This is a genomic window from Alistipes sp. An31A, from assembly GCF_002159425.1.
In the GTDB taxonomy this organism is placed as follows: domain Bacteria; phylum Bacteroidota; class Bacteroidia; order Bacteroidales; family Rikenellaceae; genus Alistipes; species Alistipes excrementigallinarum.
Genome location: NZ_NFIO01000003.1, coordinates 334,247 through 351,982 on the forward strand (window position 1 = coordinate 334,247; position 17,736 = coordinate 351,982).

Sequence of the window (17,736 nt, forward strand, 5' to 3'; positions counted from 1 at the left end):
TTTGCACGCGATTTGCACCCACTCTTCACGACTGCGGCTTAAGCAACCGCAGCGAGGTTTCTTCATTTATTAAGTTTGGGTTAGTAGTTTTCAGAAGGGAAACCTTCGGGGACGGCAGGCAGTCGTGAAGACTCCCTGCCGCCTTTTTTCGTGCCGACAGGTGCCGACAGGTGCCGAACGGCCCTGGAGGCGGCTGGCGGGCCGAAACAGAAAAACCGCACCCGAAAAATTTGCTTTTTCATTGTAAAACAGCTACCTTGCTTTTGTTAACCAACAACCCAAAACCCAATTAACCCCTCATCACCATGAAAAAAATCCTCTTTTCGCTCCTGGGCAGAGCCCTGCTGCTGGTGTCGCTGACCGCATTGGCTTCGTGCAACGACGACAAGACCGAACCGTCGGGCGGAACCCCCTCCGTCGCCATCGGCGAAATCACCCCTCAGAGCGACCGGCTCACCTTCGCGCTCACGCTCCGCGATGCCGAGAAGGCCTTCTACCTCTGTCTTCCCGCAACCGAATCGGCACCTTCGGCCGAGACGCTCGCGGCTCAGGGCATCCCCGTGAGCCAGTCCCAGACGGTGACCGTCGACGGGCTCCTGCCTGAAACCGCCTATACCATCTCGGCCGTCGCCATGCAGGGCGACCGCCTCGGTTCGGTCGCCACAGCCTCGGCCACGACGGCGCCCTCCGACGCGGAGCCCGCCGTGAAGCTGACGCCCGGCGAGGCGACGACCACGAGCCTCTCCTTCTCGCTCGAGATGCAGGATTGCGCCCGCGCCGCCTACCTGCTCATCGCCAACCCCAAGCAGGGGCAGACGCCCGACGCCGAGGAGATTCTCCGGAGCGGCACGACGGTCGAGAGCGACGGCACGCACACGGTCAACGAGCTCACCCCCGCCACCACGTACCTCATTGCGGCCGTCGGCGAAAAGGATTCGAAACGCTCCGAGGTGGTCACCATCGAGATGACCACGGGGTTCGATGCCTCGGCTCCCGCCACCTTCGACCGTCAGGTAGCCGGCTTCTACTACGGCGTACCGGCCGGCTACAACTACGCCGAGTACTACGTCGTCCTCTCCGAAGGCGAGGCGACCGAACAGGAGGGCATCTACACCACTACCGGTGCAGGCCGTACGCTGAGCATCGACCTCTACTACTTCGAACCGCTCTCGGGCGACCCCGCAATCACGCAGGGCACCTACAAATATGCCACGAGCAAGAGCCTGCGCACCTTCGACCCCGAGAAGACCCGCGGCACCGTCAATGACGGCAAGGGCGGCATCCGCCAAATCGAGTTCAAGGAGGGTACGATTGACGTCCGCCTCTCGGGCAGCACCTACACCATCACCGCCTCGCTGGTCACCACCGACGGCGAGGAGTTCACGGGCAGCTACACCGGTCCGCTGACGCTCGAAAACCGCGAGGAGGAGCAGGAGCAGAACCTCCCGCCGCTCGAGAAGGAGCTCACCGGCATGTCGTTCGTGCGCGCCATCGCCAAGTACTACAACAACGACGAGACGACCGACCAGTGCACCGTCGAACTCTACGACGTCGAACCCGGCGGTTCGGACGGCTACTACTACCTGCTCGACGCCGGCCACAAGCTCTCGGTGGACTTCCTGGTCGCCACGGGTGACGACGCACAGATTGTCGAGGGAACCTACACCGTCGCCGACACCAACGCGGCGCTGACGCTCATACCGGGCTACGAGGAGAGCTTCCTGGACTCGACCATGCCGCTGGGTACCTATTGCGAAGAGTACTCCGAAGAGCGGGTCTCGACCTATGGCTTCGCCAGCTCGGGAACGGTCACCGTGACCCGCACGGGCGACACCTACAGTTTCGACGTCAAGCTCAAGACGAGCAAGGGCTACCGCATCGAGGGCACCTACGAGGGTGCGATTGAGATGTACGACAAGCGCTGACCCCGCGGCTGAAAGGCCGTAGCCGCCCCCGGAGGGGCACGCCGCCTCCGGTCGTAGCGCACGGCACGACAGCCTCCCGCCGGGTATAAACGCCGCACGGCGGCTCCGCAACAGGCGGGGCCGCCGTTTTTCCGTGCGGCCCGGTCATGCAGTCCGGGGCAGCGGCGGAAGAGAAGAGACAGGGGGTGCGGCATGCGTAACAGGAAGCGACAGCTGCATCGGGTCCGGAAATAATTCCGTACCTTTGCAACCGAAGACAACCAATACACGAAGACCATGGCAGACAACTATCTGGGCCGCAAGATGGAGGAGTACTTCGCACGGCAGAACGGCGGCACGGCCGCCCGCAGACCAGTGGTGACGCTCGGCCGCCTGCTGCTGAAGAACCGCAGCCACCGGGGCTATGACTCCGGCTTTCTGGTTCGCGAGGACCAGCTGCGCCGCATCATCGAGGTCAACACCCGCATCCCCTCGGCCCGCAACCAGCAGGTGCTGCGCTTCCGTCCCGTGCTGAGCGACGAGGCGCCGCGCGTGCTGCCGCACATCCGTCTGGGCGGTGCGCTGCCCGAACTCCACCTGCCGCTGCCCGGCACGGAGCCCAACGCCTTCATCATCTGCTGCTCGACGCAGGCCGAGAGCCGCTACGTCGACATCGACCTGGGCATCTCGGCCCAGAGCATGCTGCTGCAGGCCGTCGAGCTGGGGCTCAACGGCATCTGCATCGGGGCCTTCGACCGGGAGGCGATTCGCCGCGAGTTCGCTCTTGAGTGGGAGCCGCTGCTCATTCTGGCCATCGGGCGGGGCATCGAGCACATCGAGCTGACCCCCATCGACTCCGACGGCGACCGCCGCTACTACCGCCGCGACGGGGTGCACTACGTTCCCAAGCTCACGCTCGAGGCGCTGCTCATCGACCCGCACCGCACCGAGGCCGCCGAAGAGCACGAAGAGTAAGCGGCGTAGAAGAGAGCGAGGGACGAGCGATACCGAAGATGCTGGAGCCGCGGAAGGAGCAAAGCATGCAGCAGGCGGCAAGGGAAGATGGACGGAGTCGGCTGTCCGCAGCGGCGCGCACACGATAACACGATAACGGCAGCGGTGCGCCCGGAGCTCCGCCGTGGCACCCAAGAACATCAAGGCGAGACGCGCAAGATAACCGTAGCAACGCGCCCGGACGCCCGCCGTGGCGCACCCGGAGACCCGCCCGCCGCCTCGTTCCGCACCAACCGACCCGCACTGGCCGGCCCGGCCCAATCCGCCTCGTCCCGACCCGGCCCGCACCGACCGACCCAGCCGGCACCGACCACACCGACCCGCACCGACCACCTCGTCCCGCACCGTCCACCTCGACCGGCCCGACCCGCACTGACCACACCGACCCGCACTGACCACCTCGACCCGCACCGACCGCCTCGACCCGCACCGTCCACCTCGACCGGCCCGACCCGCACCAACCACACCGACCCGTACCGACCCGCACCGACCCGCACCGACCACCTCGTCCCGCACCGACCACCTCGTCCCGCACCGACCGACCCGACCCGAAAACAAAAAAAGACGTTTGAGAAATCTCAAACGTCTTCGTTCGTTGGTGGGAGCTGAGGGATTCGAACCCCCGACCCTCTGCTTGTAAGGCAGACGCTCTGAACCAGCTGAGCTAAGCTCCCGAAAGGCTTTCCACAAAGGGAAAGCGGCGAAATATGTGGACGACCTCATCACAAGGTCGATAAAAAAACCACCCTCATGCGACGGATGGTGTTTTTCGTGGGAGCTGAGGGATTCGAACCCCCGACCCTCTGCTTGTAAGGCAGACGCTCTGAACCAGCTGAGCTAAGCTCCCCTAAGAATGGCTTGGGACTGCAAAGGCATCTCTTTCCGAAGCGGAAGAACTCTCCCGGTATCTCCGTTTCGCCACCCATGCAGGCGTTTGTGAAAGAACCCTACGCAACCCTCGCGCATTGGCGCCTGAACAAGGACTTGAACCTAGGACCCCATGATTAACAGTCATGTGCTCTAACCAACTGAGCTATTCAGGCATTTCGAAACGTTGTTTCTTCGTTTCGGTGTGCAAATATAGAGCGAATTTTCTTTCCTGCAAAATTTTTTATGATTTTTTTTGCAAAAAACATATCTTTGCAAACGGACCAAAACGCCCGGAAATGGCACTCAGGAGATTTACACTGCTTATACTCTTTGCGTTATGCTCGGCGCTGGCCTCGGCTCAGTCGCAGCTTGCATTTTCGCCCGCCGAGTGGGACTTCGGCACCATCCGCGAGGCCGACGGACCGGTGAGCCACACCTTCACGGGGGAGAACACCGGCCGACAGCCGCTCGTCATCCTCGACGTGGTGACCTCGTGCGGCTGTACGGTGCCCGAATTCTCGCGCCAGCCGATTCTCCCCGGCGCCAAGGTCTCCGTTGGCGTACGCTTCGACCCGGCGAACCGTCCCGGCACCTTCTCGAAGGAGCTGAGCGTCTACTCGACCGAGCGCCGGAAGGTGGCCGTGCTCCGCATCCGGGGCACCGTGCTGCCGCGCGAACGGAGCGTCGAGGAGCGCTATCCGCTCGATGCCGGCAGCGGCATCCGCCTCAACACGGGGCTCTGCGCCTTCGCCTATGTCTATCAGGGGCGGCGCGTGGAGTCGACCGTCAGCATCGTCAACACCGCGCCGAAGAGCGTGACGCTCGAGCTGGTGCCCGAGGAGCGGAGCGGCCTGCTGAGCGTCGAGGCTCCGCAGCGGCTCGCCCCGGGCGAAGAGGGGGTAATCACCCTTGCATACACCATTCCGTCGGCGCAGCCCCGCTACGGCACGCTGCGCGACGTGCTGGGCATCCGCATCGACGGCCGCACCTCGCGCATCCCGCTCGTGGTGCATGGCATCGGCGTGGACCTGCCCCAAAAATATGCCCCGGGCAAGACCGGGCCGCGGGCGCAGCTCGAGAAGAACACGCTCAAGTTCGACGTCGTACGCCACGGCAGCGGCCCCGTGCGGCGGCCGGTCATGCTTACGAACGGAGGCGACGCCCCGCTCGTGGTGCGCTGCGTCGAGTCGGAGCAGGGCTTCACCTGGCAGCTCCGCCCCGGAGAGCGCATCGCCCCGGGCGAGAGCCTCCGCACGGAGGTCACCTTCGACCCCGCCGGAGCGGATTACGGCGTACGGGTGGGCCACCTCATGCTCATCACCAACGACCCTGTGCGGCCGATGCGCAAGCTGCGCGTGACGGCCATCATCCAGGAGTGACACAAACCCATACTTTATAGATAATGTATCCCATTCTTGAAAAGAGCGAACTGGCGGAGCACATCTTCCGCATGAAAATCCAGGCTCCGCGCATCGCACACGCGGCGCTGCCCGGACAGTTCGTCATTGTCCGCACCGACGAGTTCGGCGAACGCATCCCGCTTACCATCGCCGGCTACGATGCCGCCGAGGGGAGCGTCACCCTCGTGATTCAGGCCATCGGCGCCTCGACGCGCAAAATCTGCGAGCACAACGCCGGCGACTCGCTCGTCGACGTGGCCGGACCGCTGGGACGCCCCTCGGAGTTCGTCCACCTCTCCCCCGAGGAGCTGCGCGGACGACGCTACCTCTTCGTGGCGGGCGGCGTCGGCACGGCGCCGGTCTACCCCCAGGTCAAGTGGCTGCACGAGCACGGCGCCCTGACCGACGTCATCATCGGCGCCAAGACGGCGCGGATGCTCATCTACACGGAGGCCATGCGCTCCGTGGCGACGAACCTCTTCATCGCCACCGACGACGGCTCGGAGGGCTTCCACGGCATGGTCACCCAGCAGTTGGAGGAGCTCATCGAGAAGCAGGGACGCCAATACGACGAGTGCGTGGCCATCGGGCCGATGATTATGATGAAGTTCGTCGCCCTGGCCACCCGCAAATACAACCTGAAGACCACCGTGTCGCTCAACACGCTGATGGTCGACGGCACGGGCATGTGCGGCGCCTGCCGCGTGACGGTGGGCGGACACACGCGCTTCACCTGCGTCGACGGGCCCGAGTTCGACGGCCACGAGGTGGACTTCGACGAGGCCATGCGCCGTCAGGGCATGTACCGCAGCGAGGAGGCGCGCGCCGCCGCCATCCTCGCCGAGCGCGAAGCGGGCCACAAGTGCCGCATCGGACTCGACAAGTAGTGCGCCGCAACGTCTAAAGAGAGAACCACATGGCCAACAACCGAATACCCCGCGTACCCGTACGCGAACAGGACCCGCAGGTGCGGGCCACCAATTTCGACGAGGTCTGCTACGGCTACAACGCCGAGGAGGCGATGCTCGAGGCGTCGCGCTGCCTGCACTGCCGCAATCCGCGCTGCGTGACGGCCTGCCCCGTCAACATCGACATTCCCGACTTCATCGCCGCGCTGCACGCCGGCGAATTCCGCCGTGCGGCCGACATCATCGCCCGCGACAGCTCGCTGCCCTCCATCTGCGGCCGCGTATGCCCTCAGGAGACGCAGTGCGAGGGCTCCTGCATCCTGGGCATCAAGTCCGAGCCGGTAGCCATCGGCAAACTCGAGCGCTTCGTCGGCGACTGGAAGCTTGACCACGCCGACGAGGAGCCGCTCCGCACGCCGCAGCGCAACGGCCACCGCGTGGCCGTCATCGGCAGCGGCCCGGCAGGCCTGGCCTGCGCCAGCGACCTGGCCAAGGCGGGCTACGAGGTGAAAATCTTCGAGGCGCTCCACAAGGCGGGCGGCGTGCTGGTGTACGGCATTCCGGAGTTCCGTCTGCCGAAGGAGCGCATCGTGGCGCGCGAAATCGCCGAGGTGAAGCGCCTGGGCGTCGAAATCGAGACCGACGTGATTATGGGCCGCACGCTCACCATCGACTCGCTGCTCGGCGAGGAGGGCTACGACGCCGTCTTCATCGGCTCGGGGGCCGGCCTGCCCCGCTTCATGGGCATTCCGGGCGAGAATCTCAACGGCGTGGTCTCGGCCAACGAGTTCCTCACGCGCACCAATCTGATGAAGGCCTACAGCGAGCAGTACGACACGCCGATTTACGTGGGCAGGCGCGTGGTGGTCGTGGGCGGCGGCAACGTGGCGATGGATGCCGTGCGCACGGCCAAACGTCTGGGCGCCGAGGCGACCATCGTCTACCGCCGTTCGGAGAAGGAGCTGCCGGCCCGCAGCGAGGAGGTGCACCACGCCCGCGAGGAGGGCATCCTCTTCCGCATGCTGACCAACCCGGTCGAGGTGCTTGCCGACGAGAAGGGCTGGGTGCGCGGCGTGCGCTGCGTGGAGATGGAGCTGGGCGAGCCCGACGAGAGCGGACGCCGCTCGCCGGTCGTGAAGCCCGGGTCGGAGTTCGACATTGCGTGCGACGTGGTGGTCATGGCGCTGGGCACCTCGCCCAACCCGCTGCTGGCCGCCACCACCGCCGGGCTGGAGACCACGCGCCGGGGCTGCATCGCGGCCGACGAGCAGGGTGCCACCTCGCGCGAAGGGGTCTTTGCCGGAGGTGATGCCGTGACGGGCGCCGCCACGGTCATCCTCGCCATGGGCGCCGGACGCAAGGCGGCGAAGGCTATCGACGCATACATCAGGGGCCGCGAGGCAAAACAGGAGCCGGCAACCCAAACGGCACGGCAATGAAACGGATGAAACGGATGCTTGCCGCAACGGGCCTGCTGCTCCTCACGACGGCATGCGGCTCGGGAACCACCACCCGTCTTTCGGGCACCATCGCCGAGGTCGGCGACCGCCGCATCGTCGTTCAGCCGGCGACGGGCGAAGAGCCGCGCACCTTCACGACCGACCTTGACGCCGCGGATGCCGCACGGGCGCTGCTCCCCGGAGCCCCCGTTGCCGTAGAGTATCACGGCAGCTACTGCGACGGCATCGAGGCCACGCGCATCGAGACCGACACCACCTACATGGAGGCTGTCGGACGGTGGACCGTGCCCGACCCGATTGCCCCCGATTCGGTGATGGGCATCGAACTGCAGTGCGGAGGAGAAGCCCGCTCGCTCCGCATGGCGACGCTTAGCTACCGCGGCTGGACGCTCACCGGCGAGCGGGGCCGGATTCTGCTTCTGGGCGAGAGCATCGGCAACGGGCAGACAATCCCCTTCTCCGAAAAGGGGCTCATCGCCCGCAGTGCCGACGGACGGCTCACGCTCGTGGTCGATGGGAGCAACCTGCGCTACGTCAAGGAGGAGTAACCCTCCCGGCGGCAGCCACGAAAAAACGCCTTCCGGTCTGGCCGGAAGGCGTTTTTCTGTATCAGGATTGCGGCAGCTTCGCTCGCGGTACAAGCTCAGCCGCCGGTGTCATCATTGAGAGGGGAGAGCAGCCACCGGAGGCTCGGTTGCGTTTGTTTGCAGGACGGCCCCGCCTACTCGCCGGTGCGGTCCAGCATCGTGTCGACCCGCCGGGCAATCATCTGCGGCGTGATGGCCCGCAGGCAGCGGTAGTCACCCCACTTGCAGGGCTTCTTGCCGAAGACCGAGCAGGGACGGCAGGCGAGATTGGCCTGCAGCACCCCTTCGGGCGGGGTGCCGTAGCCGAGGAACCCGAGCGAGGGGTGCGTGGCGCCCCAGACCGAGACCACGGGCGTGGCGGTGAGCGCCGCCAGGTGCATGACCAGCGAATCCATCGAGACAACGCAGTCGAGGTTGGCAATCAGGTCGCGCTCCTCGGCCAGACGCACCCGGCCCCAGAGCGCCGTGACGTTAGGATAGGCCCGCTCCATCTCGGCGGCGAACTCCGCCTCGGCGCCTCCGCCGCTGTGGATGAAGAGCCGCTCGCAGCGCGCCGCAAGCAGCCCCACCGCCTCGCGGGCCAAATCCTCGGGATATGTCTTGCCGCGCTGTGCCGAGAAGGGGGCGAAGCCGAGCCATACGCCCCGCTTTTCGCCCATGGGGTTGGGACGCGGCTGCCGCACGGCGGGCGTCGGGTCCGGGAAGTCGAAGCCCAGGCGCCGAATCACGTCGCAGTAGCGCAGAACGGTGTGGCGAAGCGGCGCGGCGCAGCTCTCGCCGCCGCTCTTCATGCGCATCCATTTGGCCAGGCGCCCCTTGCGGATGTGGGCCACGCGCACGCCGTGCAGCCACATCGAGAGGCGGAAGGCCTTCGAACGCAGCACGCCGTGGACATCGGCCACGGCATCGACCCCCAGGCTCCGCGCACGGGCGGCCAGGCGCCACATGCCCCGCAGCGAGTGCTCGGCCCCCTTGGTGTCGACATCCAGGAAGTCGACGTCGAGCCCCTCGAAGAAGGGGCGGAAGAGGGGCCGCGTCGCCACGGTCACCTTCACGTCGGGACAGGCCGACTGGAAGGCCCGCAGCGCATGGGGCAGCATCGCCACGTCGCCCATGGCCGAGGTGCGCAGCACCAGCAGGTGGCCCGGCCGCTCACTTCTTGCCATAGAGCACGGGGTTGAGCGCCGGGTCGTTGTACATCTTCATCTGCTTGTAGGTCTTCATGTACTTGCGGCCCGCCTCGATATCCTCCAGCAGCTCCTCGATGGCCTTCGAGAGGTCCTTCTGCTGCGTGAGCAGCACGTCGAGCTTGCGGCGGCACGCCTCGCGGTGCGCCTCGTCGACATCCGTGCGCTCGGTCTCGCGCTCCATGTGGTAAATCTTCAGCGCCAGAATCGAGAGGCGGTCGATGGCCCACGCCGGCGTCTCGGTGTTGAGCCGTGCGTCGGGCAGCAGCTTGACGTCGCGGTACTTCTCCAGGAAATAGGAGTCAATGTACTCCACCATGTCGGTGCGCTCCTGGTTCGAGCGGTCGATGCGGCGCTTGAGCGCCAGCGCCTCCACCGGGTCGATGTCCGGGTTGCGGATGATGTCCTCGAGGTGCCACTGCACCGTGTCAATCCAGTTTTTGTGGTAGAGCAGATGGTCGAGCGTCGCAGGCTCGTAGGGGTTCGAAATCGGATGGTCCACATCGTCGTGGAGGTGGTAGTCGGCAATGGCCCGGTTGAAAATCCGGTTGGCGTTCTCGGTAAACATAACGGTTGGTTGCGTATTGTTGGGTTTGAATTGTTAATTTCGGCGGAAAGTCCTATCTTTGTCTTCAAAGTTTAACAAAGATAATGAATATTTCCAGAAAAGCAATACTTGCGCTCATCATCCTCCTTGCGGCTGCACCCCTTGCGGCCCAGCAGCGCGCCACGCGCCAGACGCTCGAGGAGTATGTCGACCGCTACAAGAGCATCGCCGTCGAACACATGGAGCGTTACGGAATCCCCGCCAGCATCACCATGGCGCAGGGCATCCTCGAATCCGACTCGGGCAACAGCTGGCTCTCGCTCCACTCGAACAACCACTTCGGCATCAAGTGCAAGCGCGACTGGAAGGGCGAAAAGGTCTACTACGACGACGATGCCAAGGGCGAATGCTTCCGCGCCTACCCCTCGGTCGAGGCGTCGTACCGCGACCACGCCGAATTCCTCGACACGCAGCCCCGCTACGACTCGCTCTTCGCCTATGCGCACGACGACTACCGCAGCTGGGCGCGGGGGCTCAAGGCCGCGGGCTACGCCACGGCGCCCGACTATGCGCAGCGGCTCATCCGCATCATCGAGGAGAACGAGCTCTACCTGCTCGACCGCACCGACGGTCTGCGGCTCTACGCCTCGCGCCACGGTGGCGCGAGCGACCCCGAGACCTGGTTCGCCGAGCAGAGCAGCGTCGAGCAGGTGGCCGAAGCGGTCACCGGCGGCATCGACCCCGACAACTACCGCGTGACCATCAACGCCCACAACGGCTACAACGTCTACGTCAATAACGGCGTGCACTACGTGCTGGCCAAGGAGAACGACACCTACGAGCATATCGGCAAACAGTTCCGGCTCTCGGCACGCAATCTGCGCAAGTTCAACGACGTGAAGCGGGGCGACCAGCCCATGACGGGCGAGGTGGTCTACATCGGCCGCAAGAAGCGGCGCTGGGAGGGCAACGCCCAGATGCACATCGCCCGCGAAGGCGAGACGGTCTACGCCGTGAGCCAGTCCTACGCCATCCGGATGCGCTCCATCGAGAAGCTCAACCGCATCTCGGCCGACACGCCCCTCGAAAAGGGACAGCAAATCAGAATCCGTTAAAAAAACGACATACGACCTATGGAAACCACACCCCTCCGTGCGAAGATACTCGAAACCGTCGTCGGTAAATCGAATCTCAAACAGAAGGTCTTCGACAACACCTTTGCGGCATTCAACCTGCTCAAGGACACGCTCTTCGAGCTGGCAGCCGAGATGGACGACGAACTGGACGGCAAGCTGGACCGCCGCACGCGGCTCGAATACCGCGACCGCGGCAAGTTCGAGGCGCAGCTGCAGATTGCCAGCGACCTGCTGATTTTCCAGATGCACTCCGACGTCTTCACCTTCGACGACAACCACCTCATCTGGCAGAACGCCTACGTGCAGGAGCACCGCGAGAATGCCTACTGCGGCGTCATCAACATTTACAACTTCCTGTCGGACTCCTTCAAGTTCAACCGCAACGCCGACGAAGGCTACCTCATCGGGCGCATCTTCATCAACCGCGAGAACTGCTACTTCGTCGAGGGCAAGCAGCAGTCGTCGCTGCGCGCCACGAACTTCGGCAAGGGCGAAATCAGCCGCGAGGCGCTGCTGGACATCCTCGAGGCGGCCATCTACTATGTGCTCAACTTCGACCTGCTGCTGCCTCCCTACGAGGACAACAAACGGGTGACCGTCGACCAGTTCAACACCAAGCTCGACAACTCGAAGTTCGTGACGGGCAAGCGCCTGGGCTACGACTTCAACGTCGACGACATCTGATGGCGGAGGGCCTGAGAGGCCTCCGCAGACCCGGACACGAGAAACATCGAACGAACACCACCACAACCATCTTGAAGAGACAACTCCTCCTGCTGGGCACCCTGCTGCTGCTTGCGGCCGGCGCCCGGGCACAAGACTACGAGGCCATCGCCCGGCTCAAGGCGATGAACGAGCGGGTGAACGGCCTCCGCTCGACGGCCGACGGCGAGCACTACACCGTCATCGAGGGCGACAACATCATGCGCTACGCCTATGCCGAGGCGACGCCGGGAGAGGCGCTGCTCCCCGCCTCGTCCGAGCGGTTCACCATCACCGACTACGAACTCTCGGCCGACGAGCGCAGCATCCTCATCGCTTCGGGACAGACGCCCATCTACCGCCACTCCTACACGTCGAGCTACCTGCTCGCCGCCGACGGACGCATCCGCCCCGTGCTGAGCGACGCCACGCGGCCGCGCGACGCCTCCTTCTCGCCCGACGGGCAGTCGATTGCCTACTCGTCCGAGAACGACCTCTACGTCCACGACCTCACAAGCGGCCGCACGCGCCGCATCACCGACGACGGCCGCTGGAACGAGGTCATCAACGGCACGACCGACTGGGTCTACGAGGAGGAGTTCGGCTTCACGAAGGCCTACGCCTTCTCGCCCGACAGCCGCCGCATCGCCTACCTGCGCTTCGACGAGAGCCGCGTACCGCTCATGGAGATGATGCGCTACGACGGCCGGCTCTACAACGAGGCCTACACCTTCAAGTATCCCAAGGCCGGCGAGCGCAACTCCGAGGTCGAGCTGTGGCTCTGCGACCTTACAACCGGGGCCAAGCGGCGCATCGACACGGGCGCCGAGCGCGACCAGTACATCCCGCGCATCGGCTGGACGCCGGGCGGCAAGCTCTGGTTCATGCGGCTCAACCGGCAGCAGAACACCTTCGAGGTGATTCTCTGCGAGGAGAACGGCGCACAGCGCACCATCTACGAGGAGCGTTCCGAGCAGTATGTCGAGCGCGTCGACGACCGCACGGTGACCTTCATCGACAAGGACCGCTTCCTGGTGCGCCAGGAGAGCCACACGGGCTACATGCACCTCTACCTCTACAGCATCCGCCGGGGTCCCCTCGCCCAGGTGACCCGGGGGGCGTGGGAGGTGACCGAGCTGGTGGGCGTTGCCGACGGCTGCGTCTACTACCTCTCGAGCGAGGGGTCGCCGCTGCGCCGCAACCTCTACCGCGTGGCGCTCGACGGCAGCCGCAAGGAGCGTCTGACCCACGGCGAGGGATACTACACGATTGACCCCAGCGCCGGCATGAAGTACTACATCGCCACCTTCTCCAACGCCACGACCCCCAACCGCGTCGAGGTCTGCGCGTCGGACGGCACGACGGTCCGCACGCTTGCCACAAGCGCGCAGCTCGCCCACGAGCTGCAGGCGACGCAGCGCCCCGCGAAGGAGTTCTTCACCTTCGTTACGGAGCGGGGCGACACGCTCAACGCCTACATGGTCAAGCCGCGCGACTTCGACCCCGCGAAGCGCTACCCCGTGCTGCTGACCCAGTACTCGGGCCCCGGCTCGCAGCAGGTGCTCGACCGCTGGTCGCTCGACTGGGAGGATGCGCTGGTCGAAGCCGGCTACATCGTCGCCTGCACCGACGGACGCGGCACGGGATGCCGCGGCGAGGCCTTCAGAAAGCGTACCTACGGCCGGCTGGGCGCCCTCGAGGTCGAGGACCAGCTCTCGTTCGCCCGCTATCTGGGAGGGCTTGCATACATCGACCCGGCACGCATCGGCATCTACGGCTGGTCCTACGGCGGATTCATGGCGCTGGGCTGCGCGCTGAAGGGCCACGGGCTCTTCCGGATGGCCATTGCCGTGGCTCCGGTCACCTCGTGGCGCTACTACGACACCATCTATACGGAAATCTACAACGGACTGCCCCAGTTCAACGCCCGGGGCTACGACGACAACTCGCCGCTCAACTTCGCACGGATGCTCGACGACAAGCGGACGCGGCTGCTCATCATCCACGGCACGGCCGACGACAACGTCCACTTCCAGAACTCGATGGAGATGGCGCGGGCGCTCAACCGGGCCGGCAAGCGCTACGACATGATGGTCTATCCCGACCAGAACCACTCGATGCTGCCCGACGATACGCACAACGTCCGTCAGAAGATGGTCGACTACACGCTCAAGCACCTTTGACGATGGAGGAGGCGCAGCTGCTCTACGTGACGACGCCCGTGGCGGAGCTCGGCATCACGGCCACGCCGCGGGCCGTGACCTCGGTCTTCTTCCGAGCGCAGCCCCCGACAGCCGCCAGCGGAGCACGTGAGGTGACGCGCGGCGAGGCGCAGAGGCTGCTGCGCGAGGCGGCCGACCAGCTGGAGGAGTACTTCGCCGGGCTGAGGCGACGCTTCACCCTGCCGCTCGAACTGCGGGGAACCCCCTTTCAGCGCGCCGTCTGGGAGGCCGTCGGACGGATTCCCTACGGCGAGGTACGCAGCTACGCCCGAATCGCCGCCGAAATCGGCCGGCCGGGAGCCTGCCGCGCAGTCGGGATGGCCAACCACCGCAATCCGGCCGTACTCCTCATCCCCTGCCACCGCGTGGTCGGCAGCGACGGTTCGCTGACGGGCTATGCGGGCGGCGTGGAGGCCAAACGCCTCCTGCTGGAGCTGGAGCGGAACTACAAGTGCGATACGGAGCCGGAGGCGGTTTCGTCGAATGTGTCGAAAGAGACTCTTTTCTGAAACTTACTCCCCGTCAAACAGATTCAGGGCCGTATGCAGCGTACGGTCATACCCCTCCATGCAGTCACAGGCATAGAGCGGAACGATACGGTCGGGCACGACACCCTGCGCATGGTGCGGCTCGCCCTCCATGCCGCGCATGCGCATGCCGGTCATCGAGAAGGGGAAGAGCGGGAGGGCGAACTGCGTCATGTCGCCCGTGGTTCCGGCGGTCGTCTGACCGACAATCCCGCCCAGACGGTAATGGCGCACCATCAGAAGGATGGTCTCGCCCCAGCTGACCGTAGAGGCATCGCAGAGGAAGAGGGCGGGAAGCGCCACATGCGGCGCCCGCGCCCGAAGCAACTCCGTGCCGATGCGCCACGAGATGCCCTGCCGGAAGGGGTAGCGATGGACGGGCACCTCCGTCGCCGGAGCAGCCGCATCCACGGCAATCAGATGGGCCAGAACAGCCTCGAAGCGCACCGACGGAAGGCCGCGCAGGTCGAAGCAGAGCCCGCGCAGGTCGGGCGTCAGCGCCTCGAGGAAGCGCTTCTCGTCCAACTCGGGTGAAGTGGCATCGACGTAGAGAATTCCATTCCCGCAGCGTACGAGCGGCTTTCGGCCGTGCACTCCCGTCGGAGCCTCCTGAAGCTGCGCCGGAAGCGTATCCAGACGCACCACACCGGCCGGGTCACTGCTGCCGAGAAGGAACTGAGTGCCGTATACAGGCGCGGCGAAGAGCTCGCGCTCCGCCAACCGGTCGCGGTGCCCGTCCGTCGCGGCGCACGTCACCGCCCGGCAGCGCTCCATGCGCTCCATGGCGGGCCGGCCGTCGATGGTGTGCAGCATGCGCCAGGGCTGCGCCGAGTCGGTTTCCAAACGAACAAGCAGCGTATCGTTCACCAGCCGAGCCTCGGCCGCAGCATAGAATTCGGGCAGATAGGTAGACTGAAGGCCGGAGAGCGCCATGTCTCGCCGCACGAAGAGGTGGCCGTCCTTCACCGGATGGAAGAGGCGGCACAGCAGCTCGCGCCACTCGAGAATCGTCTCGAAACGCTCCACGCGCTCCATCGAGAGCGCCTCCTGCAGGAAGGGCTCCAGACGGCGCTCCCAGTCGAGCGAATCCTCCTCGTAGTAGGGATAAAAGTGGCGGATGATGTTCCAGCGGACCGTCACGTCGGCCACACGCACCGCCGGGTCCGAGAGCAGCCCAAAGACGAAGCTGCGCCGGCGGGAGAGGCCCGACTCGGCACTCCGGTGGCTGTCCCAGCTGCGCCTGGCCTCGGAGAGCAGACGGCGCGTCGCCGCCGCATCGAAAGCCTCGCGGGGCAGGGCATGCTGGATGTGGAGGACGCGCCCTCCGAAGAGCCGGTAGGCGTAGTAGCGCCGGGCCACGGGCGCCGCGACAGAGTCCCGGCCCACGCGAACGAGCCTTTTATAATAAGGTATGTAATCGGCAAGAGCCGGAATGAAGAGCCGCGCGATGAAGGGAATATGAAGCTCCCCGGAGCCACTGTAGAGATAATAGGAGGCGGGAGCATCCGCTGCGTGCGCCGCCGATGCGGCGTCCGAAGCCAACGTATCCGCCAATACGGCCTCCGAGGCTGCATCCTCGGGCGCCGGGGTGGGGACGTCCGAGAAAAAGAGGGTCGGGGCAAGCGGTCGGAATACCTGCTCCAAAGGCTGCGACCCGGCCCTTGAGGCGAGCAGTGCGCAGACCTTCATCCAGTCGCTCTCCGACCAACGCTGCGTATAGGGATTGGGCGAGAAGTAGCGGACGATGCCGTACGCACGGGCGAACTCGGCATACCGGGAGACATCCCCGGCACGTACGACGCCGACACAGGCAACCAGACTGCACGCCAGCAGAAGAAATTTTTTCATCATAAGCCGATTGGTCAAAAGGGACTGCAGCGGATGCCTTGCGACAGAAGCCCGACCGTCCGCATCCCCATCCGAAATACAAATATAATGTTTTTAACCAAAGAGCAAGTGTGTCCGAACCTCCACGCCTCTTCCTACGGCCCGTTCAGGTCCAGAATCTTCTCCGGAAGTTCGTCCATATCCGGTCATACTCCGTCTCCGCCTATCAGGCAGTTCGGCCGTTCGCAGGCGGGGACAAAATAAGGTCAGACCCGCGAGGTCCGACCTTACCATCCGCATGGAGCGGTAAAAACTCCGGTCCGAAATCCCGGACGGACAGGACAACGGCCATCAGTATCTGAAACCGATGGAGAGAAAGGCATGGCCGCAATTGGAGATACCCTTCGTGCTCGAATCGATATACCGGTAGCCCAGTTCGACAATCGGCGAAAATCTCCCCGACCGGATATACCAGGCCAACGATAGGTCATAGGAGGTACGCTTCCAGTCAGGTGAGCCCACACTGCTCAACGCCTTCGCCCGCACGTCAAGCGCATGGATACTTTCCAGACCGTTCAGCAACTTCACGCCCAGACCGCCGCCCAGACTGACCCCATTGTAATAACTCTTGATATCGGCATGCCTATAGAGGGCGACATTGTCTTCCGCCGAGACAAAGAGATATGAAATGGAGACGAACTCTACATGAACCTTGAACGAAAAGTCAATGGGCGTAAACCCCTTGCTCTCGGTTCCCGCCCCCGCCATAAACTCGAAGTGTGTGCGGTCCATGAAGGTCTGCGCACGTAACCCGACGGCGGTAAACACAAGCAAAAGCATCGTTAGGAAAGCAGCTCTCTTCATAATCTCCGTGTGCTAAATGTTAAATAGGTCAAACTGGTATAAAATAAATCTCGAACAATGCGTGAGCAGATGACATTTGTGCAGTCTCGCTTATTTATAACAAATATAATATTTTACAGGAAAACAAATATGTAAAGGAAATTAAAGAAGCCGCCGCCTATCAAGGAGGGGGTTGGGGTGGGTGGCTGCATCGTTGGCGGCAGGCCGCCGCTTCAAGGGCAACTCCGGCCTAAACGCATGAGCGTGGCACCGCGTCGCTTCGTCGCCCGCATTGGCTACTCAGCATCCTCCCCACACAAGGTTCTGCGACCTCCTTCCGCCGGCGCAGCCTTCCGCTCTTCCGTCCGCACACACGCATGCCTGCCAACACACCTGCTACCCGATAGCACGCTACGTTTAGAAAACGCTCCCGAGGCAGAGGCAGTTGCCGAGATGCAGCCCCACCAGCTCCGGGTCCCGGCACCGCGCGCCGTTCGCCGCCAGGCACAAAAAAAGGTCAGACCTTGTGAGTCTGACCTTGAAGAGGCGGCTACCTACTCTCCCACGGGAGAACCGCAGTACCATCGGCGTAAGTGAGCTTA

14 protein-coding genes and 3 tRNA genes are annotated in these 17,736 nt (G+C 64.3%); 10 read left to right on the top strand and 7 right to left on the bottom strand.

The features are described 5' to 3' along the window. Positions 1-305: 305 nt before the first annotated feature. Together B5F90_RS04995 and B5F90_RS05000 are read left to right on the top strand one after the other, a co-directional pair. Positions 306-1,925: a hypothetical protein gene (locus B5F90_RS04995; RefSeq protein WP_087361697.1), complete on the top strand. Its 1,620-nt coding sequence runs from the start codon at positions 306-308 to the stop codon at positions 1,923-1,925. Between the two features lie 276 nt (positions 1,926-2,201). Continuing rightward, the gene (locus tag B5F90_RS05000) at positions 2,202-2,879 is read left to right on the top strand and encodes a nitroreductase family protein (protein WP_087361698.1); all 678 of its coding nucleotides are present in this window, start codon (positions 2,202-2,204) and stop codon (positions 2,877-2,879) included. Between the two features lie 635 nt (positions 2,880-3,514). On the opposite strand, the gene B5F90_RS05005 is transcribed toward B5F90_RS05000, so the two are convergent. The 3 genes from B5F90_RS05005 to B5F90_RS05015 form a co-directional block, all read right to left on the bottom strand. Next, a tRNA-Val gene (locus B5F90_RS05005) sits at positions 3,515-3,592 on the bottom strand. 98 nt (positions 3,593-3,690) lie between these two features. Continuing rightward, positions 3,691-3,765: transfer RNA gene (locus B5F90_RS05010), tRNA-Val, on the bottom strand. A 119-nt stretch (positions 3,766-3,884) separates the two neighbouring features. After that, positions 3,885-3,961: transfer RNA gene (locus B5F90_RS05015), tRNA-Asn, on the bottom strand. A gap of 123 nt (positions 3,962-4,084) precedes the next feature. Here B5F90_RS05015 and B5F90_RS05020 point away from each other — a divergent pair. The 4 genes from B5F90_RS05020 to B5F90_RS11120 are packed head-to-tail and all read left to right on the top strand — an operon-like array spanning position 4,085 to position 8,104. Further along, the gene (locus B5F90_RS05020; protein WP_087361699.1) at positions 4,085-5,167 is read left to right on the top strand and encodes a DUF1573 domain-containing protein; all 1,083 of its coding nucleotides are present in this window, start codon (positions 4,085-4,087) and stop codon (positions 5,165-5,167) included. A 23-nt stretch (positions 5,168-5,190) separates the two neighbouring features. Further along, on the top strand, positions 5,191-6,075 hold the full coding sequence (locus tag B5F90_RS05025; protein ID WP_087361700.1) for a sulfide/dihydroorotate dehydrogenase-like FAD/NAD-binding protein: 885 nt from the start codon (positions 5,191-5,193) through the stop codon (positions 6,073-6,075). 29 nt (positions 6,076-6,104) lie between these two features. Continuing rightward, positions 6,105-7,535, top strand: coding sequence for an NADPH-dependent glutamate synthase (gltA, locus tag B5F90_RS05030; RefSeq protein WP_087361701.1), 1,431 nt, complete (start codon positions 6,105-6,107; stop codon positions 7,533-7,535). Beyond that, positions 7,532-8,104, top strand: a complete 573-nt coding sequence (locus tag B5F90_RS11120) for a lipocalin family protein (protein ID WP_087361702.1) — start codon at positions 7,532-7,534, stop codon at positions 8,102-8,104. The genes gltA and B5F90_RS11120 overlap by 4 nt, the downstream gene beginning before the upstream one ends. A gap of 173 nt (positions 8,105-8,277) precedes the next feature. Here B5F90_RS11120 and B5F90_RS05040 read toward each other — a convergent pair whose 3' ends face one another. Both B5F90_RS05040 and B5F90_RS05045 read right to left on the bottom strand, forming a co-directional pair. After that, a complete protein-coding gene (locus B5F90_RS05040; RefSeq protein WP_087361703.1) occupies positions 8,278-9,309 on the bottom strand; it encodes a glycosyltransferase family 9 protein in 1,032 nt (343 codons plus the stop codon). Further along, a complete protein-coding gene (locus tag B5F90_RS05045) occupies positions 9,296-9,898 on the bottom strand; it encodes a DUF4254 domain-containing protein (RefSeq protein WP_087361704.1) in 603 nt (200 codons plus the stop codon). The genes B5F90_RS05040 and B5F90_RS05045 overlap by 14 nt, the downstream gene beginning before the upstream one ends. Before the next feature lie 83 nt (positions 9,899-9,981). Here B5F90_RS05045 and B5F90_RS05050 point away from each other — a divergent pair, with 83 nt between their 5' ends. From B5F90_RS05050 to B5F90_RS05065, 4 genes are all read left to right on the top strand, one after another. Beyond that, a complete protein-coding gene (locus B5F90_RS05050) occupies positions 9,982-10,992 on the top strand; it encodes a glucosaminidase domain-containing protein (protein ID WP_087361705.1) in 1,011 nt (336 codons plus the stop codon). Positions 10,993-11,010: 18 nt separating this feature from the next. Continuing rightward, positions 11,011-11,697, top strand: a complete 687-nt coding sequence (locus B5F90_RS05055; protein ID WP_087361706.1) for a hypothetical protein — start codon at positions 11,011-11,013, stop codon at positions 11,695-11,697. A gap of 164 nt (positions 11,698-11,861) precedes the next feature. Continuing rightward, positions 11,862-13,898 carry a S9 family peptidase gene (locus B5F90_RS05060; RefSeq protein WP_239307746.1) on the top strand — a complete coding sequence of 679 codons (2,037 nt, stop codon included), beginning with the start codon at positions 11,862-11,864 and terminating at the stop codon, positions 13,896-13,898. A gap of 2 nt (positions 13,899-13,900) precedes the next feature. Next, positions 13,901-14,446 (top strand): methylated-DNA--[protein]-cysteine S-methyltransferase, encoded by a 546-nt coding sequence (locus tag B5F90_RS05065; RefSeq protein ID WP_087361708.1) that lies wholly within the window; start codon positions 13,901-13,903, stop codon positions 14,444-14,446. Between the two features lie 3 nt (positions 14,447-14,449). Here the strand turns inward: B5F90_RS05065 and B5F90_RS05070 are convergent, their stop codons facing one another. Then, the gene (locus B5F90_RS05070; RefSeq protein ID WP_162607751.1) at positions 14,450-16,312 is read right to left on the bottom strand and encodes a S41 family peptidase; all 1,863 of its coding nucleotides are present in this window, start codon (positions 16,310-16,312) and stop codon (positions 14,450-14,452) included. A 330-nt stretch (positions 16,313-16,642) separates the two neighbouring features. Next, complete coding sequence (locus tag B5F90_RS05075; protein ID WP_087361710.1) at positions 16,643-17,155, bottom strand: hypothetical protein; 513 nt, start codon at positions 17,153-17,155, stop codon at positions 16,643-16,645. Positions 17,156-17,736: the final 581 nt, after the last annotated feature.